General features: G+C 72.6%; 18 protein-coding genes. 6 read left to right on the forward strand and 12 right to left on the reverse strand.

Features of this window, described 5'->3' with window-relative positions; genetic code table 11:
- Positions 1–24: 24 nt before the first annotated feature.
- The 4 genes from ACIBG7_RS28955 (at position 25) to ACIBG7_RS28970 (ending at position 3,776) form a co-directional block, all read left to right on the forward strand.
- Complete coding sequence (locus ACIBG7_RS28955; RefSeq protein ID WP_357921953.1) at positions 25–1,059, forward strand: LacI family DNA-binding transcriptional regulator; 1,035 nt, start codon at positions 25–27, stop codon at positions 1,057–1,059.
- 261 nt (positions 1,060–1,320) lie between these two features.
- Positions 1,321–2,322, forward strand: coding sequence for a glycosyl hydrolase (locus tag ACIBG7_RS28960; protein WP_397338277.1), 1,002 nt, complete (start codon positions 1,321–1,323; stop codon positions 2,320–2,322).
- Between the two features lie 92 nt (positions 2,323–2,414).
- Entirely contained in the window at positions 2,415–2,975 is a 561-nt protein-coding gene (locus tag ACIBG7_RS28965; protein ID WP_357921959.1) for a PadR family transcriptional regulator, read from the forward strand.
- 69 nt (positions 2,976–3,044) lie between these two features.
- Entirely contained in the window at positions 3,045–3,776 is a 732-nt protein-coding gene (locus tag ACIBG7_RS28970) for a VOC family protein (RefSeq protein WP_397338278.1), read from the forward strand.
- A gap of 744 nt (positions 3,777–4,520) precedes the next feature.
- Here ACIBG7_RS28970 and ACIBG7_RS28975 read toward each other — a convergent pair.
- The 8 genes from ACIBG7_RS28975 to ACIBG7_RS29010 form a co-directional block, all read right to left on the reverse strand.
- On the reverse strand, positions 4,521–5,351 hold the full coding sequence (locus ACIBG7_RS28975) for a PhzF family phenazine biosynthesis protein (protein WP_357921965.1): 831 nt from the start codon (positions 5,349–5,351) through the stop codon (positions 4,521–4,523).
- Positions 5,352–5,385: 34 nt separating this feature from the next.
- Positions 5,386–6,456, reverse strand: a complete 1,071-nt coding sequence (locus tag ACIBG7_RS28980; protein ID WP_397338279.1) for a winged helix DNA-binding domain-containing protein — start codon at positions 6,454–6,456, stop codon at positions 5,386–5,388.
- 81 nt (positions 6,457–6,537) lie between these two features.
- Positions 6,538–8,244 (reverse strand): ABC transporter family substrate-binding protein, encoded by a 1,707-nt coding sequence (locus tag ACIBG7_RS28985; protein WP_397338280.1) that lies wholly within the window; start codon positions 8,242–8,244, stop codon positions 6,538–6,540.
- Entirely contained in the window at positions 8,241–10,310 is a 2,070-nt protein-coding gene (locus ACIBG7_RS28990) for a dipeptide ABC transporter ATP-binding protein (protein WP_397338282.1), read from the reverse strand. Before ACIBG7_RS28990 ends, ACIBG7_RS28985 begins: the two co-directional genes overlap by 4 nt.
- A complete protein-coding gene (locus ACIBG7_RS28995) occupies positions 10,307–11,206 on the reverse strand; it encodes an ABC transporter permease (protein ID WP_357921976.1) in 900 nt (299 codons plus the stop codon). The genes ACIBG7_RS28990 and ACIBG7_RS28995 overlap by 4 nt, the downstream gene beginning before the upstream one ends.
- Positions 11,203–12,186, reverse strand: coding sequence for an ABC transporter permease (locus ACIBG7_RS29000; RefSeq protein ID WP_357921979.1), 984 nt, complete (start codon positions 12,184–12,186; stop codon positions 11,203–11,205). Before ACIBG7_RS29000 ends, ACIBG7_RS28995 begins: the two co-directional genes overlap by 4 nt.
- A 76-nt stretch (positions 12,187–12,262) precedes the next feature.
- Entirely contained in the window at positions 12,263–14,572 is a 2,310-nt protein-coding gene (locus tag ACIBG7_RS29005; protein ID WP_357921981.1) for an AAA family ATPase, read from the reverse strand.
- Between the two features lie 279 nt (positions 14,573–14,851).
- Positions 14,852–16,621 (reverse strand): hypothetical protein, encoded by a 1,770-nt coding sequence (locus tag ACIBG7_RS29010; RefSeq protein ID WP_397338283.1) that lies wholly within the window; start codon positions 16,619–16,621, stop codon positions 14,852–14,854.
- 141 nt (positions 16,622–16,762) lie between these two features.
- Here ACIBG7_RS29010 and ACIBG7_RS29015 point away from each other — a divergent pair, with 141 nt between their 5' ends.
- Positions 16,763–18,292: an MFS transporter gene (locus ACIBG7_RS29015; RefSeq protein WP_357921987.1), complete on the forward strand. Its 1,530-nt coding sequence runs from the start codon at positions 16,763–16,765 to the stop codon at positions 18,290–18,292.
- Between the two features lie 29 nt (positions 18,293–18,321).
- Positions 18,322–18,972 carry a DoxX family protein gene (locus ACIBG7_RS29020; protein ID WP_357921990.1) on the forward strand — a complete coding sequence of 217 codons (651 nt, stop codon included), beginning with the start codon at positions 18,322–18,324 and terminating at the stop codon, positions 18,970–18,972.
- A gap of 15 nt (positions 18,973–18,987) precedes the next feature.
- On the opposite strand, the gene ACIBG7_RS29025 is transcribed toward ACIBG7_RS29020, so the two are convergent.
- The 4 genes from ACIBG7_RS29025 to ACIBG7_RS29040 form a co-directional block, all read right to left on the reverse strand.
- Entirely contained in the window at positions 18,988–19,914 is a 927-nt protein-coding gene (locus tag ACIBG7_RS29025; protein WP_357921992.1) for a DMT family transporter, read from the reverse strand.
- A gap of 61 nt (positions 19,915–19,975) precedes the next feature.
- Entirely contained in the window at positions 19,976–21,379 is a 1,404-nt protein-coding gene (sthA, locus tag ACIBG7_RS29030; RefSeq protein WP_357921995.1) for a Si-specific NAD(P)(+) transhydrogenase, read from the reverse strand.
- 12 nt (positions 21,380–21,391) lie between these two features.
- Positions 21,392–21,643 (reverse strand): hypothetical protein, encoded by a 252-nt coding sequence (locus tag ACIBG7_RS29035; RefSeq protein WP_357921998.1) that lies wholly within the window; start codon positions 21,641–21,643, stop codon positions 21,392–21,394.
- Positions 21,643–22,755 carry an MFS transporter gene (locus ACIBG7_RS29040; protein ID WP_357922001.1) on the reverse strand — a complete coding sequence of 371 codons (1,113 nt, stop codon included), beginning with the start codon at positions 22,753–22,755 and terminating at the stop codon, positions 21,643–21,645. The genes ACIBG7_RS29035 and ACIBG7_RS29040 overlap by 1 nt, the downstream gene beginning before the upstream one ends.
- Positions 22,756–22,776 lie beyond the last annotated feature (21 nt).

Here is a 22,776-nt window from a genome sequence, read left to right on the forward strand (position 1 = left end):
AACTTCTGGTGTCAAGGGGGATCCGTGGCGCGACCGACGATCGCCGACATTGCCCGGCGGGCCGGTGTCTCGAAGGGGGCCGTCTCCTTCGCGCTCAACGGCCGGCCCGGCGTGAGCGAGGCCACGCGGGCGTTGATCCTGCAGGTGGCCGAGGAGATGAACTGGCGTCCGCACAGCGCGGCCCGCGCCCTGGTCGGCGCGAAGGCCGAGGCCGTGGGGCTGGTCATCGCCCGGCCCGCGCGGACCATCGGCGTCGAGCCGTTCTTCGCCCAGTTGCTGTCCGGACTGCAGGCGGGCCTGTCGGCGCGGGCGGTGGCGCTGCACCTGCTGGTGGTGGAGGACACCGCGGCCGAGATCGAGGTCTACCGGCGCTGGGCCTCCGAGCACCGGGTGGACGGCTTCATCCTGGTCGACCTGCAGGTCCGCGATCCCCGGGTGGCCGTGCTGGAGGAGCTCGGCCTGCCCTCGGTCGTGCTGGGCGGGCCGGGCAGGCACGGCTCGCTGTCGAGCGTGTGGGCCGACGACCGCGAGGCCATGCTCTCCATCGTGGAGTACCTGTCCGCGCTCGGGCACACCCGCATCGCGCACGTCTCCGGCCTGCCCTCCTTCCGGCACACCCAGCGGCGCATCCGGGCGCTGAAGGACTCCGCCCGCCGGCTGGGCCTGGTCGAACTGCTCTCGGTGCCGACCGACTTCAGCGACGCCGAGGGCGCCGCGGCCACGCGTACGCTGCTGTCGCGGCCCGACCGGCCGACCGCGATCATCTACGACAGCGACGTCATGGCGGTCGCCGGGCTCGGCGTCGCCGGCGAGATGGGCGTGGGGGTCCCGCGCGAGGTCTCCATCGTCGCCTTCGACGACTCCGTGCTGGCCCGCATCGTCCACCCCGCGCTGACCGCGCTCTCGCGCGACACCTTCGCGCTCGGCCAGCAGGTCGCGGCCACGTTGCTGGAGACCATCGCCGAGCCGGGCCGGCCGCGCGAGGTCCAGACGCAGACGCCCCGGCTGACCGTGCGGGAGAGCACCGCACCCTTGGCAGACGGCACTAAATCGGTTTAGGCTCGCGCCGATCCATGCCGGACCGAGTGGAACGAGAGCATCATCAGACACGACACTCAGGACGGCGGGCGCATCCGCTTCGGCGCGAACTACGTCCCCTCCGCCAACTGGTTCTACAGCTGGCTCGACTTCTCCGCCGACGCCGCCCGCCGCGACCTCGCCGACCTGGCCGGGCTGGGCCTCGACCATGTCCGGATCTTTCCGATCTGGCCGTGGATCCAGCCCAACCGTACGCTCATCCGGCCCCGCGCGGTCGAGGACGTGCTCACCCTGATCGACGTCGCCGCCGAGTTCGGGCTCGGCGTCGCCGTCGACCTGCTCCAGGGGCACCTGTCGAGCTTCGACTTCCTGCCCTCGTGGGTGCTCACCCACCACAGCCGCAGCCTGTTCACCGACCCGAAGGTGCGCGAGGGCCTGGCCGCCTACGTGGACACCCTCGGCCGGGCCGTGGCGGCCAAGGACAACGTCTTCGCGCTCACCCTGGGCAACGAGGTCAACAACCTCTGGCCGAGCAACCCCACCACGCCCGAGGACTCGCACGCCTGGGCGGCCGAGTTGCTCGGCGTGGCCCGGGCCGCCGCCCCCGGGCTGACGGTCCTGCATTCGCTCTACGACGACACCTGGTACGCCCCCGGCCATCCCTTCCACCCGGCCGACAACGTGGATCTGGGCGATCTGACCACCGTGCACTCGTGGGTGTTCAACGGCGTCTCCGCGCTCGACGGGCCGCTGGGGCCGGCCACCGTGACGCACGCCGACTACCTGGTCGAGCTGGCCGCGGCCGCCTCCGCCGACCCGGGGCGGCCGGTCTGGCTGCAGGAGGTGGGGGCGCCCCGGCCGGACATCGGGGCCGAGGATGCCGCGCCGTACACGCGGGGGTTGCTGGAGAGCGTCGGCGCCAACCCCGCGCTCTGGGGGGTGACCTGGTGGTGCTCGCACGACCTCGACCGGGCGCTGGCCGACTTCCCCGAGCGGGAGTACGACCTCGGGCTGTTCACCGTGGACCACGTCGCCAAGCCGGCCGCCAAGGAGCTGGCCGCCTACCTGGCCGCGCCCCGGCCCCGGCCGGGCCTGCGGCCCGCCCTCCGCTGCCCCGCCGACCTGCGGGCGGAGCCGCACCGGCGCGCGGAGGTGGCCCCCGGCAGCCCCTTCCACACCGAGTGGGTACGGCGGCGCGGCACCGGCCCGGTGGCGATCGTGGACCCGGCCCGCGCGGCCGACCCCGCCCACCTGGCGGCCCGCGGGATCTCGCACGTCCTGTGACCCGGCGGCCCTCGATACCCTGACCTTCTCCGAGAGGGAGGCTTCCGCGAGGGGGGCTTCTACGAGGGGAGGCTTCGGCGAAGGGGAGGGACGTGTCGGCGATCCGGCTGCTGGTGCTCGGCGCGGTGCGCGCCCGTGGCCGTGCGCACGGCTACCAGGTGCGGAGCGACCTGGAGAGCTGGGGCGCGCACGAATGGTCGACCGCCAAGCCCGGTTCGATCTACCACGCGCTGAAGCAGTCGGCCAGGCAGGGCCTGCTGCTGGCGCACGACGTCGCGCCGAGCGACGCCGGGGGGCCGCCGCGGGTGGAGTACGAGCTCACCGGGCCTGGTGAGGAGGAGTTCCTGGCGTTGCTGCGGGAGGCGCTCTCGCGGGCCGACCAGCGGATCGACCTGCTCACCGCGGGCGTCGGCTTCCTCACCGCGCTGCCGCGCGCCGAGGCCGTCGGGCTGCTCCGGACCCGGCTCGCGGCGCTGGAGGCGTGGCGGGCCGAGGTGGACCGGCACTGGTCCGCCGAGCGTTCCGACGCGCGGGAGTGGGGCACGGTCGGGGAGATCATGGGCCTGTGGGTGCACTACTCCACGGGCAGTGCGGAGTGGACGCGGGGGCTGATCGAGCGGCTGGAGTCCGGGCGCTACGAGATGGCCGACTAGTCAACGTCGACTACTGGGCGGGCTATGCTCTCTTCCAGTAGTCAAATTTGATTAGCTGGAGGTGCCGTCTTGGCCAACGAGGTGACCATTCCCCTGCTGCCGTGCGTCTCGATCGACGAGATCGCCGCCTTCTACGGGGTGCTCGGCTTCACCACCACCTACCGGCAGCTCCGCCCCAACCCCTACCTCGCCGTCCGGCGCGAGGACCTCGAACTGCACTTCGCCGGTATCCCGGGCTTCGACCCCGAGCAGTCGTACGGCAGTTGTGTCGTGCGGGTGCCGGACACCGGCGTGCTGCACCGGGCCTTCGCCGACGGCATGCGCGCCGCCTACGGGAAGGTGCTCGTGTCCGGGATCCCGCGGATGACCACGCCGCGGCGGCGCAAGAACGTCGACGGCCTGGCCGGGTTCAGCGTCGTGGATCCCGGGGGGAACTGGATCCGCTTCTTCCCCGCCCAGGACGACGCCGCCGCCCCGCCGTCGTCGGCGACCAAGCTCGGGATCGCCCTGCAGAACGCCGTCGTCCAGGGCGACTCCCGGGGAGACGAGCGACAGGCGGCGCTGATCCTCGACGGCGTCCTGCGCCGCACCGACGAGGCCGATGCGCCGGCTGGTGACCTGGTGGAGGTCCTCCTCTACCGGGCCGAGCTCGCCGGCCGCCTCGGCTCTCCGGACGAGGCCCGCACCTTCCTCGCCCGCGCCCTGGCCGTCCCCCTCGACCCCACCACCCGCACCCGCCTCGCCGCCCCCCTAGCCGCCGCAGCCGACCTCACCACCACCCTCTCCCCCGACGAGCCCTAGACCCCCGCCTCCCCGCCCTCATCCACCGCCGCCCGCCCTCCCAGCTCCCCATCCCCGGCAGCCCCGTCCTCGACGCCCCACCTCCCTCAGCACCCCGTGTCCCCAGCACCTCCCCCTCTTGGGCAGTCTCGCCTCCCGGACAGCCCCGCCTTCCGGGCACCCCCGCCTCCCGAGCACCCCCGCCTCCCGGACAGCCCCGCCTCCCGGACAGCCCCGCCTCCCGAGCACCCCCGCCTCCCGAACACCCCCGCCTCCCGAACACCCCCGCCTCCCGAACACCCCCGCCTCCCGAACACCCCCGTCTTTCGGCGGCCCAGTCCCCGACACCCTGCCCCCCGTCTCCCAGCACCCCCGGTCTCCCGGGAGCCAGGCGGCGGGGTGCCGACCGGGGGCCGGTTCGTGGTGGGAGCGGGGTGGTGGCGGGTAAGCGGGGTGACGGGTGGGGGCGGCGGTCGCGGGGTGACGGGCTGCGGCCGGAGCTCAGGTGGCCGGGGGCGGGTGGCAGCCGGGGGCCGGGGCCGGTTGGTGGCCGGGGTCGGTTGGTGGCCGGGGTCGGTTGGTGGCGGGTCAGGGAGCGGGGGCAGGCGGTGGTCGGGGTCGGTTGGTGGCGGGGCAGGGAGCGGGGCCAGGCGGTGGTCGTGGGCCGAGGGACGGCGGCCGGGGCCAGGTAGTAAGTGGCCGGTGGTGGGGGGCAGGTGGTGGGGTGTGAGGCGGTGGGGTGGTGGGGGGTGGTCGGGCTGAGCGTTAGAGGTTGACCTCGCCGTTCACGCAGGTGACGACCTCGCCGCCGACCCAGATGGTGCCCTGCTCGTCGGTCGAGACACGGACCCGCCCGGCTCGCCCCATCACGGTGCCCTGGCTGGCGGTGTACGGCGTAGCGGCCCGGCCCCTGCCGAGGAGCCACTGGGCGACGGAGGCGTTGAGGCTGCCGGTCACGGGGTCCTCGCGCATCACCCCGTCCACCGGGAAGAACGCCCGCACCTCGTAGTCGGTCTCCGACCCCGGCGGCCAGGCCCCCACCACGCCGATCTTCTGCTCCAGGTAGCCGGGCCGCAACGCCAGCACCGCCTCGGCGTCGGCCAGCTCGACCGCGACCCAGCCGGGCCCGTTGTCGGCCCAGGCCGCCGCGACGATGTCCTCCTGCCCGAGCCCCAGCGCCCGCGCGACCTCGTCGAGCAGCTCCGGCGGCAGCTCCCCCGAGCGGATCAGCGGCGGCGCGGCGAACGCCAGGCTCGCCCCCTCACGCCGGATCCGCACCAGCCCGGCCCCGCACTCCTGGACCACGACGCCCTCGGTCTTGGGCCGCCCGCCGGCCTCCAGCCAGACCTGGCAGCTGCCCAGCGTCGGGTGTCCGGCGAAGGGCAGTTCCTGGGCCGGGGTGAAGATCCGCACCAGGTAGTCCGCCTCGGGGTCGGCCGGCGGGAGCAGGAAGGTGGTCTCGGAGAGGTTCGTCCACCGGGCGAACCGCTGCATCTCCTCCTGGCTCAGCCCCTCCCCGTCGACCACCACGGCCAGCGGGTTGCCGTAGTACGGCACAGCGGTGAAGACATCGACTTGCCGGAATGCACGCTTCATGGTTTCGAGTCTGGCAGAACTCCCCGCCAGCGCCTCACAGGGCGCGGAGGCGCGCCACCGCCCGCTCCAGGGAGTCCGCCGGCACGTCCTCGAAGAGGTCGGTCACGATCTCGCCGTCCTTGCCTTCCCAGACGCCGGCCACCCGGCCCCGGTAGACCACCACGGGCGAGATCCACCCCGCCTGCCGGCTGACCTTGGCCTTGGCCCCGGCCGGGATGAGCGGCTCCAGGTCGCGCGGCGCGCCGAGGATGTACTGGTCGAAGCCCGGCAGCAGGTGCACCGCCTCGGAGACCGGCGTGGCCGCCAGCGAGTCGAGGTCGGCGGTGAGCGCGAGCAACGGCCGCCCGCCGGCCTCGACCTCGGTGAGCTCGGGGGCGAGCGCGCGGAACCACGACTTGACGGCGGGCTTGGCCACCCCGGCGCCGAACAGCCAGGAGCCGAACATCTCGGCGCTCGCCGGGCCGTGCGCCCCGAGGAAGGCGCGCGCCAGCCGTACCCCCGCCTCGGTGCAGTCGGGCAGCTCGGCGGGCCAGCCGGGGACCCAGTCGCGGGGCGAGGCGAAGGTGACCTTGCCGTCGCGGGGCGGGCCGTAGCAGAGCTCGCCGAGCCGGCTGAGCGGTTTGAGCAGCGCGCCCCAGCCGGAGGAGAGCGCCTCGCGCAGGTGGGCGTCGGCGGTGACCTCGACGACGGCCTCGACGAGCTCCTCGCGGGTCAGGACCCGGCCGGACAACGCCCGGGGCACGGCCTCGATGATCTTGTCGATCTCGGCGGCGGTGACGCCGTGGCCGCGTTGCCAGGCCCCCTTCTCCCAGGCCCGGTAGGCGCACAGGGCCGAGCAGTAGTCGGCCAGCGTGTCGGCGGGCACGAGGTGCAGCGTGCCGCGCATGACCCAGGTCTTGACCAGCTCGCGCCGCTCCCACAGGGCCTCCTCCACGCCGGAGGCGCCGCGCACGGCCACGGCCAGCCGGGCGGCCGAGGCGACCTGGGCCTGCACGCCGCACAGCCGGCGGGCGACGGCGACCGCGTCGGGAGCGTCGGCGGCGCTCACGAACTGCCGGTCGAGTCGCCACGAGAGGATCTGGGGCCAGGTCAGCTCAATCGTCACGGCACCACTTCTACACCCTGCCACCGACAGGCGAAGACCCCCGGGCAGGCGTCCCGGGGGTCTTCGGCGTGCGGGCGGAGATCAGGCGGTGAAGCCGATGTCCTCGTACTTCAGGTCGTAGAAGCCGCGCGCGCCCAGGTTGGCCAGGGTGGACTTGGCCGCGACGTTCTGCGGCCGCTGGTAGAGCGTGACCAGGTTGACCGCCTGCCAGATGAGCTTGTCGGCGGCGTTGGTGTCGGCCCGCGCGGTGGCCGGGTCGAGCGCGGCGGTGGCCTTGTTCATCGCCGCGTCGATCTCGGCCGAGCCGATGCGCCCGAGGTTGTTGCCCCACTGCAGCTCGCCGCCGGCGCCCTTGGCGGCGTTGGCGTACAGGGAGTAGCTGCTGGAGACCGGGAACGGGGTGCCGGTGTAGGCGAAGGCGGTGAAGTCGTAGTTGCCGGGGATGATGTACTTCGTGAAGAAGTCCTCGCTAGGCACCGCCTGGAGCGTGACCTTCACCCCGATCTGGCCGAGCATGCTCTGCAGCAGCTCGCCCTCGGACTTGGTGAGCTGCAGCCCGGACGGCATGACGAAGCGCAGGTTGAGCTCCTTGCCGTCCTTCATCCTGGTCTGACCGGACAGCTTCCAGCCGGCCGCGTCGAGCTGCTGCTTGGCCTGCTCGGCGTTGTAGACGCCGAGGTCGCCGGCGTTGTCCTGGTAGCCCTCCTGGGTGTTCATGAAGAAGTGGTTGTTCAGCAGGGTGGTCGGCCAGTCGAGGCCCTGCAGGTCGGACTGGGCGATGGCCTGGCGGTTGATGCCCTTGAGCAGCGCCTGCCGTACCTTCACGTCCTTGAGCAGCGCGCTCTCGCCGTTGAAGAGCACGTGCCGGAAGTCGGGCGCGGCGGCCTGGCGGACGACCGCGCCGGAGGTGCCCTTGGCGCGGGCGTAGTCGGGCGCGGAGGGGCCGATGTCGAAGGTGTCGAGCTCGCCGTTGGCGAAGGCCGAGATCAGCGCGTCGCTCTCCATGGAGCGGAAGATGATCTGGTCGAGCTTGGCCTTCTCCCCCCACCAGGCGTCGTCGCGCAGCAGCGTGGTGGTCTTGGCCGTCTTGTCGATGCTGCCGAACTTGAACGGCCCGGCGGTGACCGGGATCTTGTTCACCCAGCCGGTGTTGAACTGCTCGGCCGTACCGGTGGCGGACTTGGGGTAGAGCGGGGCGAACAGGCTCTGCCAGTCGGTGAAGTTGCGGGTGAAGGTGATGACGACCTCGTAGTCGTCCTTGCCCTTCTTGACGCTCTCGATGTCCTGGTAGCCGGTGACGCTGCCGCCGCGGAAGGCGGGGTCCTTGCCGTTGAGCGCCTTCCACTGGGCCTCGTAGTCGGCCCAGGTGATCGGCTTGCCGTCGGACCACTTGGCCTTGGGGTTGAGCGTGAGGGTGACGACCTGCTTGGGGTTCTTCGCGGTGATCTTGCCGTCCACCAGGTAGTCGGGGTTGGGGGTGATCACCGCCTTCTCGTCCGAGCGGAAGGGGGCGGGCATCAGCGCGTCGATGACCTTCTTGGTGATCGCGTTGCTGCCGTCGGTGTGGCCCATGTTCCACTGGGTCGGGAAGTCGTTGATGCCCCAGCGCAGCGTGCCGCCGTCCTTGACCTGGTCCCGGGCGACCGGGTTGATGTCGTAGGCCTTCATCGCCTGGGGTGAGCCCCCGCCGCCGCTCCCGCCGCCGCTGCCGCCCGAGCTGCCGCCTCCCCCGCCGCACCCGGACAGGGCCAGCGCCCCGGCCGCCGCCAGGATCAGGAGCTTCTTCACAATCCCTCCGTTTTCTCGGCGTAGTGGCATGCCACGCCATGATCGGTGTCTAGCTGCCGGACGGCGGGGTCGTCCTGGACGCACCGCGACTGCTCCGGCTCGGAAAGGGTCTTGAACAGCGGGCAGCGGGTGCGGAAGCGGCAACCCGAGGGCGGGTCGGCCGGGCTGGGCAGGTCGCCGTCCAGCAGGATCCGCTTCCTGGTCCGCTCCTTGTCCGGGTCGGGCAACGGGATGGCCGACAGCAGGGCCCGCGTGTAGGGGTGCAGGGGCCGGTCGTAGACCTGCCCGACCTCGCCGATCTCGACGATCCGCCCGAGGTACATCACCGCCACCCGATCGGCCAGGTGCCGCACCACGGCCAGGTCGTGCGCGACGAACAGGTAGCTCAGCGCCAGCCGCTTCTTCAGGTCGTCGAGCAGGTTGATCACGCCCGCCTGGATGGACACGTCGAGCGCGGAGACCGGCTCGTCGAGCAGCACGAGGCGCGGTTCGAGGGCCAGCGCGCGGGCGATGCCGATGCGCTGGCGCTGGCCTCCGGAGAAGTCCTGCGGGTAGCGGGCGGCGTGGGACCGGTCGAGCCCGACCAGGTCGAGCAGCTCGTGGATGCGCGGCCCCGGCTTCCTGACGCCCTGGGCGCGCAGCGGCTCGGCGAGCAGGTCGTAGACGGTCATCCGGGGGTCGAGCGAGGCCAGCGGGTCCTGGAAGACCACCGACATGTCGCGCCGCAGGCCCGCCCGGTCCTTGGCGGTCAGCCGGGCGACGTCCTTGCCGAGCACGCTGATCGAGCCGCCCTGGGGGCGGCTGAGCTCCAGCACCTCCATGAGCGCCGTCGTCTTGCCGCATCCTGACTCGCCGACCAGGCCGAGCGTCTCGCTCTCGCGGATGGCGAAGCTGATGCCGTCCACGGCGTGGACCGTGCCGACCCGGCGCTTGAAGATCGCGCCCTTCATCAGCGGGTAGTGCTTGATCAGATCCTCGACTGCCAGCACCGCCGGGCCGGAGGGCTCCGGTTCGGGAAGCGCGTCGCCCGGTTCGGGCCGCGCGTGCCGGCCGGCCGGCGCGCTCTCGACGTCGTAGACCTCGACCGGCGACAGGTCGCGGTCGGCGATCTCGCCGGCGCGGATGCAGGCCGCGCGGTGGCCGAGCCCGTCGACCACCTCCAGCAGCGGCTCCGCGGTACGGCAGGCGTCGATCGCCATCGGGCAGCGCGGATGGAACGGGCAGCCCGGCGGCAGCGCCGCCAGCGAGGGCGGGCTGCCCTCGATCGGCACCAGCGGCTGCCCCGCCCCCTGGTCGAGCCGCGGGATCGAGCCCAGCAACCCCAGCGTGTACGGCATGCGGGGCCGGTAGTAGATGTCGTCCACCGTCCCCACCTCGACCGGCCGGCCGGCGTACATGACCAGCACCCGGTCGGCCATCCCCGCCACCACCCCGAGGTCGTGCGTGATCATCACGATCGCCGCCCCGGTCTCCTCCCGCGCCTTCTTGAGCACGTCGAGGACCTGCGCCTGGATGGTCACGTCGAGCGCGGTCGTCGGCTCGTCGCAGATGATCACGTCGGGGTCGTTCGCGACGGCCATCGCGATGACCGCCCGCTGCCGCATGCCGCCGGAGAACTCGTGCGGGAACTGCCGCGCCCGCACCCCCGGGTTGGGGATGCCGACCAGGTCGAGCAGCTCGACCGCGCGCACCGCCGCCCGCTCCTTCGACACCTTCTGGTGCAGCCGGACCGCCTCGGCGATCTGGTCGCCGACCCGGTAGACCGGGGTGAGCGCGGAGAGCGGGTCCTGGAAGACCATGGAGATCGTCTTGCCGCGGAAGGCGGTGAGCGTCCGCTCCTTGCCTCCGAGGATCTCGGTGCCGTGCAGCCGGACCGAGCCCTCGGCCCTGGCGTGCGGCGGCAGCAGGCCCATCACCGCGAGCGAGGTGACCGACTTGCCGGAGCCGGACTCGCCCACGATGCCCAGGACCTCGCCCCGCCGTACCGCGTAGGAGACCCCGCGGACCGCGTGCACCTCGCCGAACCGGACGTGGAGGTCGGTGACCTGGAGCACCGGTTCGTTCATTTTCCCCTCTTCGAGGTCGGGTCGAAGGCGTCGCGCAGGGAGTCGCCGATCAGGTTGACCGCCAGCACGGTGACGACCAGCACGCCGGCGGCGAACCAGAAGGTCCAGGGGGCGTAGGTCGCGGTCTTGGAGCCGTCGGCGATGAGGCTGCCGAGGGAGACGTCGGGCGGCTGGATGCCGAAGCCGAAGTAGGACAGCACGGTCTCGGTGAGGATGGCGGCGCTGACGTTGAGCGTGGCGTCCACGATGAGCAGCGAGGACATGTTGGGGATGATGTGCTGGAAGATGATCTTCCAGGCGGGCACGCCCATGAACCGGGCGGCGGCCACGAACTCCCGTTCCTTGATAGAGATGGTCAGCCCGCGCACCACCCGAGAGGTGATCATCCACATGAACAGCGCCAGCATGATCACGAAGAGCACCCACGCGCCGCCCGAGAACAGCGGCGACATGATCGCCAGGATCAGGAAGCTGGGCAGCACGAGCAGCAGGCTGACCACCCACTGCAGCACCCGGTCGGTCCAGCCGAGGAAGTAGCCGCCGAAGGCGCCGACGACGGCCGCGATGGCGGTGCTGATCACGCCGACCAGGAGGCCGACGAGCAACGACTTCTGCATGCCGCGCAGGGTGAGCGCGTAGACGTCGGCCCCGGTCTGGAGCGTTCCCCACCAGTGCGAGGCCGACGGCGGGGCCAGGAAGGCGGTGAAGTCCTTGTCGGTGTAGCTCCAGTGGCCCAGCAGCGGCCCGAAGAAGGCCAGCACGAACATCAGCGCCAGCAGCACGAAGCCGATCAGGCCCTGCCGCATGCCGAAGAAGCGCCGGGCGACCACCCGGAAGCGGGACGGGACCTGGACCGCCTCCAGCTCTTCCGCCATCTCCTCCTCGGCGAGCGTCACGAGACCCGCACCCTCGGGTCGAGCGCCGCGGTCAGCAGGTCGGCCAGCAGCGAGGCGAAGAGCACGGCGATGGCGGTCAGGAAGGCGATGGCGGCCACGGTGTTGACGTCGTTGGTGGTGATGGAGTTCACCAGTTGCTGGCCCAGGCCGGGCCAGTTGAAGACCTTCTCGGTGATCGTCGCGCCGACCAGCAGCGAGCCGAAGGTGAAGGCGAAGTAGGTGACCGCCGGGATCAGCGCGGTGCGCAGCGCGTGCTTGGTCAGCGCCGCCCGCCTGGACATGCCCTTGGCCATCGCGGTGCGGATGAAGTCGGCGCCGAGCACGTCGAGCATCATGTTGCGCTGGTAGCGGCTGAAGGTGGCGATCAGCCCGATGGACAGCGAGATGGTCGGCAGGATGAGGTGCTGCACCCGGTCGAGCAGGTGCGCGAAGAAGCCGCCGGTCAGGCCGGGCGTGGCCTCGCCGCTGACGTAGACGACCGGGATGCCGAGCAGGTTGTTGAACTGCGTGCCGAGGATGACCAGGATCGTGGCCAGCACGACCGTGGGGACGGCCAGCACGAAGAAGGAGGCCACGGTGGTCAGCCGGTCGAACCAGCCGTACTGCTTGACCGCGGCGTAGGCGCCGATGGCGACGCCGAGGAAGCTGCCGAAGAAGACGCCGATGATGATCAGGCGGAAGGTCACCCCGGCGCGGCGCTTGAGGTCCTCGTTGACCGAGTCGCCCTGGACGGTCAGGCCGAAGTCACCGTGCGCGACCCCGCTCACCCAGGTGCCGTAGCGCTCCAGGAGCGGGGTCTTGTCGTTGAGGTTCAGCTCGTCCAGCCGGGCGTCGATCGCCGCCGCGGGGAGCGGCGGGTTGCGGCCGAGGTAGTTGGCCCTCGGACTGAGGGCGCTGGCGGCCAGCATGTACGCCAGGCTCGTGGCGACGAAGGTCAGCACCACGTAGTTGACCAGCCGCCGGAACAGGAACCCCGCCATCGCACCTCCGCTCAGTAGTCATAGTGCTACACCATGTAACCACTGCGGAGGGGTCTGAATTCAAAGAGGGGTGTTATTAGCGTCCGGATAGTTCGTCGACGGCCTCGCGGACGTCGTCACGAGTGATGGTGGTGAGCTCCTCGGCGGAGCTGGCGGAACCGGCGGTCGCGGCCAGCCGGACGTCGCGCCGCATGGCCGCGCGCTCGAACAGCGAGCGGGCGAAGCGGCCGTTGCCCAGCCCGTCGATCAGCCGCTCGGCGCACACCACCCGGAAGACCTCGTCCAGGTCGGCCCGGGCGGCCTCGTCGAAGCGGTCGCCGGAGCGCTCGGCGAGCAGCACCGCGATCTGCGACAGCTCGGCGGGCGAGTAGCTCGGGAAGCGCACCCACTGGTTGAACCGGCTGGACAGGCCCGGATTGGTGCCCAGGAAGGTGGTCATCTCGCGCTCGTAGCCGGCCAGGATGATCACCAGCCGGTCGCGGTCGTCCTCGGCCCGCTTGAGCAACGTCTGGACCGCCTCCGCGCCGAAGGCGTCGCCGCCCGAGTAGCCCGGGTTGACCAGCGAGTAGGCCTCGTCGATGAAGAGCACCCCGCCGAGCGCCCGGTCCACCAGCTCGTTGGTCTTGATCGCGGTCGCGCCCAGGTGCTGGCCGACCAGGTCGGCCCGGTGCGCCTCGACCACGTCGGGGCGGGCCAGCAGGCCGAGCGCGGCGAAGATGCGGCCGAGGATGCGGGCCACGGTGGTCTTGCCGGTGCCCGGCGGGCCGACGAACAGGAAGTGCCGCATCGGCGCGGGCGCGGGCAGCCCGCGCTCCTGGCGCATCCTGGCCACCTTGAGCTGGGCGGCGATGGCGTGGACCCGTTCCTTGACCGGTTCGAGGCCGCCCATGCGGTCGAGGTCGGCCAGCGCCTCCTCCAGCGACGGTGTGGTCTGGTAGCCGCGGAAGCGCGAGGTCAGCTCGTTGAAGGCCTTCGTCACGTCGGCGACCGTGGTGGTCACCAGGTCCTCGGTGGCGGGGGTGCCGCCCGCGCCGACCACCCGCACGTCGCGGGCCTGCGCGGCGGCCTCGACCAGGCTGCGCACGAAGCGCGCGTTGCCCAGCTCGTCCACCAGGCCGCGGCGCTGCACGTCCTCGTACAGCCCGAGCAGCGCCGGGCGCGCGTCGGCGGTGAGCCGGTCGCCGCGGCGGCGCTGCAGCAGATCGGTGATCTCCAGCAGCTCGGCGGGCGAGTAGCCGGGGAAGCGCACCCGGGTGGCGAAGCGGCTGGACAGGCCCGGGTTGGAGGCCAGGAAGGTGGTCATCTCCTGCTCGTAGCCGGCCAGGATGATGATCAGCCGGTCGCGGTCGTCCTCAGCCCGCTTGAGCAGCGTCTGCACCGCCTCGGCGCCGAACCGGTCCGGCTGGCCGTCGCCGGCGTTGAGCAGGGAGTAGGCCTCGTCGATGAAGAGAACCCCGCCGAGCGCCCGGTCCACCAGCTCGTTGGTCTTGATCGCGGTCGCGCCCAGGAACTCGCCGACCAGGTCGGCACGCTGCGCCTCGACCACGTACGGCGTCTCCAGCAGGCCGAAGGCGTAGAAGATCTTGGCGAGGGTGCGGGCCACGCTGGTCTTGCCGGTGCCCGGCGGGCCGACGAAGACGAAGTGCCGCATCGGCCGGTCGGTGGTGTAGCCCGCCTCGGCGCGCATCCGGGTCGCCTCGATGGAGGCGGCGATCGAGCGCACCTGTTCCTTGACCGGCTGCAGCCCGATCATCGTGTCGAGCTCGCTCAGCGCCTCGGCGGCCGACAGCGGCGGGGGCGGCAGCGAGGGGTCGTGCTGCTGCTCGGGCCGCCCCTCCCGCACCCGCACGCGGACCTGCTCCTCGGCGTTGAGCTCCTGGCGGACCTTGCGGGCCACCACGAAGCGGTAGATCAGCACCGCGACCGCCGCGCCGTAGGCGACCGAGACGGCGGCCAGCCCGAGCACGGGGGTGAGCAGCGTGGCCAGCACCCCCGCAGGGACCAGGGCCAGCAACGTGGTCAGCCAGGGCGGCACCCAGCGGATGAGGTGCGCGCCGACCGCGGTGAGCACGCCCAGCAGCGCCATCAGCGTCAGCGCGGTGGCGTCCTGCACCATCACCCCGAGCAGAGCCCCCCAGCCCACCACCACCAGCACGGTCGCCGCGGCGCGCGGGAAGCTCAGCGTCAGCCCGATGAAGCCCAGCGCGACCAGGGTGAGGAAGAAGGTGCGCGGCAGGTCCCAGTCGAGGGCCACGCCCAGGCCGACCATCCCGACGAGCACCACGCCGAACATCACCCGGCGCAACGCCGGCGGAAGCCGGAAGTAGCGCTCGCGGACCTGCTCGAACCGGTCTCGTGCGACCGCGCGCCCCGCGGTCGCGTTCATCGCCGCGCCGCCTCGGGCCGGCGTGGCACGCGCCGGGTGCGACCCGCGCGTCTCGCAAGATCTGGCCTCACGTCCTCGGTCCCCCTCGCGTCCGCCGCCCCCGGTTATACCGTACGGCGGAGCCACGGCCCAGAGACACGCCCAAGCGGCACGGTCAATCCGTTTCGGCCAGGAATCCGGCGATACGCCACCCTAGTTCGGCCCCGGCGTCCTCCTGGAGCGAGCGCGGGGCCTCGGGCACGGGACTGTCACCGGCCGGCAAGCCCGAGGCGCCGCGATTCAGCGGCGCTGGTGGCGTCCGGGGAACTCGGTCACGAGCACCTGCTTGGGGGTGACGCGCACCAGGTCGCCCTCGGCCCAGGCCACGCCGCGCACCTCGACCCAGTACCTCCGGCGCAACGCGTCGGCGGCGAAGACGGCCACCCGGGGGTCGGTCCCGATCGCCGCCCACACCTCCTCGCCGGCGATCAGGCGCAGCTCGCCGAGGGCGCTGACGGTGCCGATCACGCCCGCCACGCGGGGGCCGCGCTCGTCGCCGAAGGCCACGACGACGCCGCGGGCGTAGGCGAGTGCCTGCCGTACCTCGGGGTCCAGGGCCACCGGCGGGCGCGTCTCGGCGTCCAGGAGGTCCTCGGCCATCAGCAGCGAGGCCCGGCCCGGCCCGGGGGCGCCGCGCCACCAGGCGCGCACCGCCCGCAGGGCGAAGACCAGCACCACGGCGAGCTTGGCGCCCAGGCCCGCCCGCCAGGCCCACACCCAGCCGGTCAGCCCGCCGGTCGCGCAGGCCACCGCCCCCGCCAGCACCAGGGCGAAGGCCACCCCCAGCCACCGGTCCCCCGTCACCGGCCCGCCGCGCCGGCTCGCCCGGTGCAGCAGGTACGGCACGGCCAGCCCGAGCACCGCGCCCCGCGGATCCACCGCCAGGGCGACCACGGCCAGCGCCAGTTGCGCCGACCACGCCCGGCCCACCAGCAGCCAGCGCGCGACCACGACGTCCCGCCGGGCGACCCGCTCCCCCGCGGCGGCGGCGAACTGCTCCAGCGCCAGGACCGGACGGCCCCGCCACACCTCGGCGAACAGCCGCACCCCCGCCAGCGCCGGCCAGCCGAGCACCACGACCCCGGCCAGGCCCGCCCACAGCGGGTCCAGCACCGGGGCCAGGCCGGGCGTCGCGGGGACGACCGGCAGCACCAGCCAGAGCGTGAAGGCGGCCACCGACAGCACGGCCGAGGCCACCGCCGTGCCGAGCCACGGGTCGCGGGCCAGCATCGCCGGGACGTGCGACCACAGGCGGACGCGGCGGGCCTGCCGGACCGTGATCGGGACCACCGCGAGCAGCACCGCCACCCCGGCCAGGCGGGCCTCCCCGCCCCGGTCGAGGGCGAGCGCGGCGCCGGCCACCGCCAGCGTGGTGACCGCGAGCAGCAGCCGCACCTGGCGGGACCACACCTCCAGGGCCCGCCTGGCCCGGCCGGTCTCCCTCGGGTCGACCGGCCAGGCCGGGTCGTGGTGCGCCCTGGGGCGGTCCCACCGCAACAGCGCCAGCCCCAGGTTGATCCGCGCCTGCCCTCTAGCTCCCCGCTCCTGCCCGCCCGCATCGGGCTCCCGGGCGGGCGGGCTCGTGGACAGGGCGGTGCGGTAGTGGGTGGCCGCCTCCCGGTGGGCGCCGCGCAGCAGGGCCAGGTCGCCCAGCACCACCTGGGGCTCGGGTTCCTCGGGCGCGAACCGTGCCGCCAGTCCGGCCTGCTCGCGCGCCTCGCCCCACCTCCCCGGAGTCCGGCGGAGCACCTCGGCCAGCCGTACCCGGGAGGGCCACGAGCCGGGCGCCAGCCGTACCGCCTCCCGGGCGGGCGCGAGGGCCTCGCGGTCGTCGCCGATCCGGGAGTGGCCGAGGCTGACCAGGCGGTGGGCCCACTCGCTCAGCGGGTCGAGCTCGGCGGCGGCGGTGGCGGCGCGCAGGGCGGCCTCGGGACGGCCGGCGGCGAGGTGGGCGACGGCGAGCTCGCACCAGGCACGAGGGTTTTCCGGTTCGTCGTCCTCCTCGCCCATGAGTTCCATGATCGCCGCCCGCCCCCGGCATTGATAGATCCGGACATATGCCTGTATCTCTCTAGAGAGGTGGATCACCGGATCCGGCTGTGCCGGGGCAGGGCCATCGCCTAAGCTGCCAGCCATGCCCGGGGCGTCTCCGTGACCATCGCCGCCGCCGCCCCGACCAGGCGGCGTCTCCAGAGCGCCCGGCCACCAGAGCGCTGGGCGGTTCTGGCGCTGCTCTGCACGGCCCTGCTGCTGATCACCGTGGACGCGACCGTCCTGCACATCGCCGTCCCGGCGCTCACCGCGGCGCTCACCCCGTCCGGCGTGCAACTGCTGTGGATCATCGACGTCTACTCGCTGGTCGTCGCCCCGCTGCTCATCCTCTTCGGCGCGCTTGGCGACCGGTACGGGCGGAAACCGCTGGTCCTGGCCGGGCTGGGCGTCTTCGGGGTGGCCTCCGCGGCCGCGGCGTTCGCGCCCAACGCGGCCAGCCTGATCGCCGCCCGCGCGCTGCTCGGCATCGGCGGCGCCATGATCATGCCGGCCACGCTCTCGATCATCCGCCAGGTCTTCACCGACCGCCGCGAACGGGCCTTGGCCCTGGGCGTGTGGAGCGCCGTGGCCGCCGCCGGCGCGGCGGTGGGCCCGCTGATCGGCGGCCTGCTCGTCGGGCTGTGGTGGGGCGCCGTCTTCCTGATCAACGTGCCGATCCTGCTGGTGCTGCTGCCGATGGCCGCGCGCCTGCTGCCCGACTCCGCCCGCCGCCCCGGCACCGCCTGGGACACCCTCAGCGCGGTGTTGTCGGTCGCGGGCATCATGGCGGTCGCCTTCGGCCTCAAGGAGGCCGGCTCCGGGCACCTGCTCCCGCCCGCCGCCGCGCTCGCGGTGATGGTCGCGGGCGGCCTCGCGCTGGCCTGGTTCGTGCGCCGCCAGCGCAGCCTGGCGGTCCCGCTGCTCGACCTGTCGCTCTTTCGCGGCCGGGCCTTCAGCACCGGCGTGGCCGGCGTGCTGCTCGGCGTCTTCGCCCTGGTCGGCCTGCAGCTCATGCTCGCCCAGTACCTCCAGCTCGTGCTCGGTGACAGCCCGCCCGTGGCGGCCGTGCGCATGCTGCCGCTGGTGCTGTCGGCCATCTCCGGCGGGCTGATCGCCGCGCACCTGCTGCCCCGGCTCGGCCTGCGCACCACGATGAGCGGCGGCCTGGCCCTGGTGGCGCTGTCACTCACGCCCACGCTCGGCTGGGGTGTCGAGGGCCACCCGGTCATGCTGGCCGTCTGCTTCGTCGGCATCGGCTTCGGCGTGCAGGTGGCGTTGCTGGCCGCCTCCGACACGATCATGTCCTCGGTGCCGGAGTCGCGGGCGGGCGGCGCGGCGTCGATCGAGGAGACCGCCTACGAGCTCGGCGCCGGCCTGGGCGTGGCGGTCCTCGGCACCATCACCACGCTCGCCTACGCCCCGGCGCTCAAACCCGTTCCCGGCGTACGGCAGAGCGATCTCGACCAGGCCAGGCAGTCGCTGGCCAGCGCCAAGCACGTGGCCGACCAGGTCGGCGGCACCCCCGGGCACGCCCTGTTAGAGGCCGCCCGCTGGGCCTTCGTCAACGCCCTGCACACCACGGTGGCGGTCAGCGTGGTGCTGCTGGGCGCCACGGCCGTCGCCGTGGCGATGCTCTTGCGGCGCGATTGAGATGTCCGGACAAGGGCAGGAGAATCCCCGTGAAGCAGGCCTTTTACGACTTAGCCGCGCTCGTCGCCCGATTAGGGGTCGGCGGCATCTTCTTCGCCAACGGCTGGCGCAAGCTTGAGGACGGCCTGCGGCTGACCAGCCAGAAGTTCGCCGCCCAGGGCGCGCCGCTGCCGGACGCGTGGGCGACGATCACCATGATGGCCGAGCTGCTCGGCGGGGCTCTGCTCATCGCCGGGCTGGTCGTCTCCGTCACCGGGCTGGTGCTGTTCGTCGAGGCCCTGGGCGTGTTCCTGCTGGCCCGGCCGCTCAACCCGGTGGACATCAACGAGATCATCCTGCTCGGCGCGGCCGCGATCCTGCTGGCCGTGGTCGGAGCCGGCCGGGTGTCGGTGGATCACATGGTGGTCATCCGGCGCCGGCAGTCGGAGGCCGAGGCGGAGTTCGAGGCCGACCGGGACGCCGACCGGGTGATCCACTCGCTCCGGGATCCGGACGAGCCCCGGCGGCCCGCGCTGGAGGAGGACCCCGGCGAGCTCCGCGCCGAACAGCCCTCGCTGGACGACACCGCGCCGCATCCCGTGCCCGAGCGGACGCCGGACCCGGAGCAGCCGCCGGCCGGCGACACCCTCGTCGCGGGCCGCCGCAAGCCGTCCGGCCGCCCGCGCAAGACCGAGTCGTAGCCGCGCCGGTAGGCGTCAGACGGGCTCGGCGAGTGCGGCGGCGGCGCGCTGCTTGGCCGCCGCCCGCTGGGTGATCGCGATGGCGACCAGGATGATCACGGCGCCCACCGGCTGGTTCCAGGTCAGGCTCTCCCCCAGCACCACCACGCCGGACAGCGCGGCGACCGCCGGGAAGGTGTAGGTGACCGTCGAGGTCGTGGTCACCCCGGCCCGCGCCTGGATCCAGTAGAGCAGCAGGTAGGCGACGCCGGTGCCGAGCCCGCCCAGCGCCAGCAGGTTCCACCAGGTGAGCGCGGGCACGTCGGTGTTCACCAGCGGCACCCCGGCGATCAGCGTGATCACCAGGAGCTGGACCGTGCCGCTGAGCAACTGGCCCGCCGCCAGCACCATCGTCGGCTCCGGGCGCCGGCCGACCAGGAAGCGGCCCATGTACGCGCCGCCGATGCCGTAGCTGGCCGCGGCGCCGAAGCAGGCCAGGCTGCCCTGGAGCTGGCCGCCGTCGAGCGGCTGCCAGACGCCGAGCACGACCATCACGCCGGCGAACCCGAGACCGAGGCCCAGGGCGCGGCCCGCGGTGGCCTTCTCGCTGCGCAGCAGCAGGGTGAAGGCGAGGGTGCACAGCGGGGTGGTGGCGTTCCAGATCGAGGCGACGATCGAGGAGACGTACTGCTCGCCGTACGCGAAGAGGGTGAAGGGGATGGTCGTGGCGACGACGGAGACGACCTGGAAGTGACCCCACAGCGAAGGGTCACGCGGCAGGCGCAGCCGGGCCACGGCCAGCGCGGCCAGCAGCACGGCGGCGCCGACCACCATCCGGCCGAAGGAGACCTGGAGCGGGTGCAGGACGCCGACCAGGTTCTTGATGAAGAAGAAGCTGTTGCCCCAGATGAAGGCGAGCAGGACGTAGGCGGGCAACCAGCGCGCCGCGCTTGAGATGTGCACGGGGCAGCAGGGTAGTCAGCTTGCTGGGCTCATACGTAGGGATATTTTCCTATTTTTCGAGCTACAGCTCGAAACGGGCGACCCGGCGGAGCTTGTTCATCGCGTCGAGGGCGGCGACCTTGTACGACTCGGCCAGCGTCGGGTAGTTGAACACGGCGTCGACCAGGTAGTCGATGGTGCCGCCGCAGCCCATCACGGCCTGGCCGATGTGCAGCAGCTCGGTGGCGCCGGTGCCGAAGACGTGCACGCCCAGCAGCGAGCGGTCCTCCGGCGAGACCAGCAGCTTGAGCATGCCGTAGGTGTCGCCGATGATCTGCCCGCGGGCCAGCTCTCGGTAGCGCGAGATGCCGACCTCGAACGGCACGTGCGAGCGGGTCAGCTCGTCCTCGGTCTGCCCGATGAAGGAGATCTCCGGGATGGTGTAGATGCCGATCGGCTGCAGCATCGACAGCGCGGGCAGCGGCTCGTCGCAGGCGTGGTGCGCGGCGATGCGCCCCTGCTCCATCGAGGTGGCGGCCAGCGACGGGAAGCCGATCACGTCGCCCACCGCGTAGATGTGCGGCACCGCCGTACGGTAGAAGGCGTCGACCTTAATCCGGCCGCGCTCGTCCGAGGCCAGCCCGGCGGCCTCCAGGGCCAGGTCGTCGGTCATGCCGTGGCGGCCCGCGGAGTACATGACGGTCTCGGCGGGGATCTTCTTGCCGCTCTCCAGCAAGGTGATCGCGCCGCGGGGCCGCTTCTCGACGGCGGCGACGCTCTCGCCGAAGCGGAAGGTGACCGCCAGGTCGCGCAGGTGGTACTTCAGCGCCTCGACGATCTCCAGGTCGCAGAAGTCCAGCATGCGCTCGCGGCGCTCGACCACGGTGACCTTGGTGCCCAGGGCGGCGAACATCGAGGCGTACTCGATGCCGATCACGCCCGCGCCCACCACGACCAGCGAGTCGGGCACCTCCGGCAGGTTCAGGATGCCGTCGCTGTCGATGATCGTCTCTTCGTCGAACTCCACCGAGTCCGGCCGGGCCGGCCGGGTGCCGGTGGCCAGGATGATCTTCTCGGCGGTCACCTTGGCGTCGCGGCCGGACTCGTCGAGGACGTCCATGGTGTGCTGGTCGACGAAGCGGGCCGAGCCGGTCAGCACCGCGACGTGGTTGCGCGAGAGCTGCGAGCGGATCACGTCCACCTCGCGGCCGATCACGTGCTGGGTGCGGATGCCCAGGTCGGCGACGGTGACCTCGTCCTTGACGCGGTAGCTCTGGCCGTACATCTCGCGCTGGTTGAGCCCGGTGAGATAGAGGACCGCCTCGCGCAGCGTCTTCGACGGGATGGTGCCCGTGTTGATGCAGACGCCGCCGATCATGTTCCGCCGCTCGACGAGCGCGACGCGTTTCTCCAGCTTGGCGGCGGCGATGGCCGCCTTCTGCCCACCGGGCCCCGAACCTACGACAAGGATGTCAAAATCGGCCACGTCGTCAGTGTGCTATGCCGAAGCCTGGGCGGGAACCCGGTCGACGATGGCACTTGAGCCCGCCGCCCGCGCGCAATGGGCACAGCAGTACCAGTCGAGGTCGACCTGCACCCCGTGGCCGATCACCCTCGTCCCGCAGTGCTCGCAGATCGGGGCCATCGCCTGGATCGCGCACTGGAAGGAGTCGAAGGTGTGGACCGCCCCTTGGGCGTGCACCTCGAAGCTCAGGTCGTAGTCGTTTCCGCAGGTCTCGCAGACAGCCATCAGGTCCTCCCTTTCCGGACCGAGATACCCTCGGCGAGCCAGCGAAAGCCCAGGGGCAGGGCAAACAATCCCAGCAACGCCAGCGCGTACGGCAGGCCGACCCGCAGCGAGAGCCCGGCCACCAGCAGCGGGCTGACGATGAAGCCGGTGTAGGAGATCACCGACACCGCCGAGACCAGCGCCCCCCGGGGGTCGTCGGCCGCCGCGCGGCTGAGGATGGCCGGGACGACCGGCCCGAAGGCGAGCCCGGTGAGGGTGAACCCGGCGATGGCCGGCCACGGCTGCGTCGCCAGCCCGGCCAGCACGATGCCCGTGCCGCCGCCGAGCGCCGACACCAGGTAGAGGGTGCGCAGCCGCAGCCTCGGCATGGCCTGGACGAGCAGCCGGCCCAGGGTGAGCGCGCCCATGTAGGCGGCGGGCGCGATGCTGGCCAGCAGGGCCGAGGCGCCGCGGTGGTCCTCCAGCAGCAGCACCGACCACTGCTCGACCGAGTTCTCGATGATGAGCACGCACGCGGCCAACGCGCCGAGCACGAACCCGGCCCGCCAGGGGTTGGCCGCGCCGTCGGGCCTGGGCGCGGCCGGGCCGCTCGGCATCGGCAGGAACAGCAGCGACGCGGTGGCGGCCAGCACGATCACGGCGATCACCGCGAGCACGGTGAAGGTGCTCAGCCCCAGTTCGCGGGCGAGCCCGGTGGCCGGGGCCGCGGCGATCACCGCGACCGGGAAGGCGGCGTGCACCGGCTGGAAGAGCCGCTTGCCGGTGTCTCGCTCGGCCCGGCCGGTGGCCTGGTTGAGGGTGACGTCGAGGGCGCCGCTGGTCGCGCCCACCAGCAGCAGGCAGGCGCCGAGGGCCAGCGGGCTGCGCGCGGTCGCGATGAGCAGGATGCTGAGCGCGAAGGCCGCCGACGACAGCGCCAGCCCGGTCCGCTCGCGCCCCCGGGCGAGCCGGCCGGCCAGCGCCATGGCCGGGATCGCGCCGAGCGGGACCACGGCGAGCGCCGGGCCCAGCCCCGCCGAGCCGGTCTCGATCTGCTCGCGGATCGCCGGCAGCAGCGCGCCCCACGATCCCCAGAACACTCCCCATGCGGCGCAGACCAGGATCAACGGCATGGGGTCGATCATGCCGGAAAC

This window comes from Nonomuraea sp. NPDC050328 (assembly GCF_044459405.1).
GTDB lineage: Bacteria > Actinomycetota > Actinomycetes > Streptosporangiales > Streptosporangiaceae > Nonomuraea.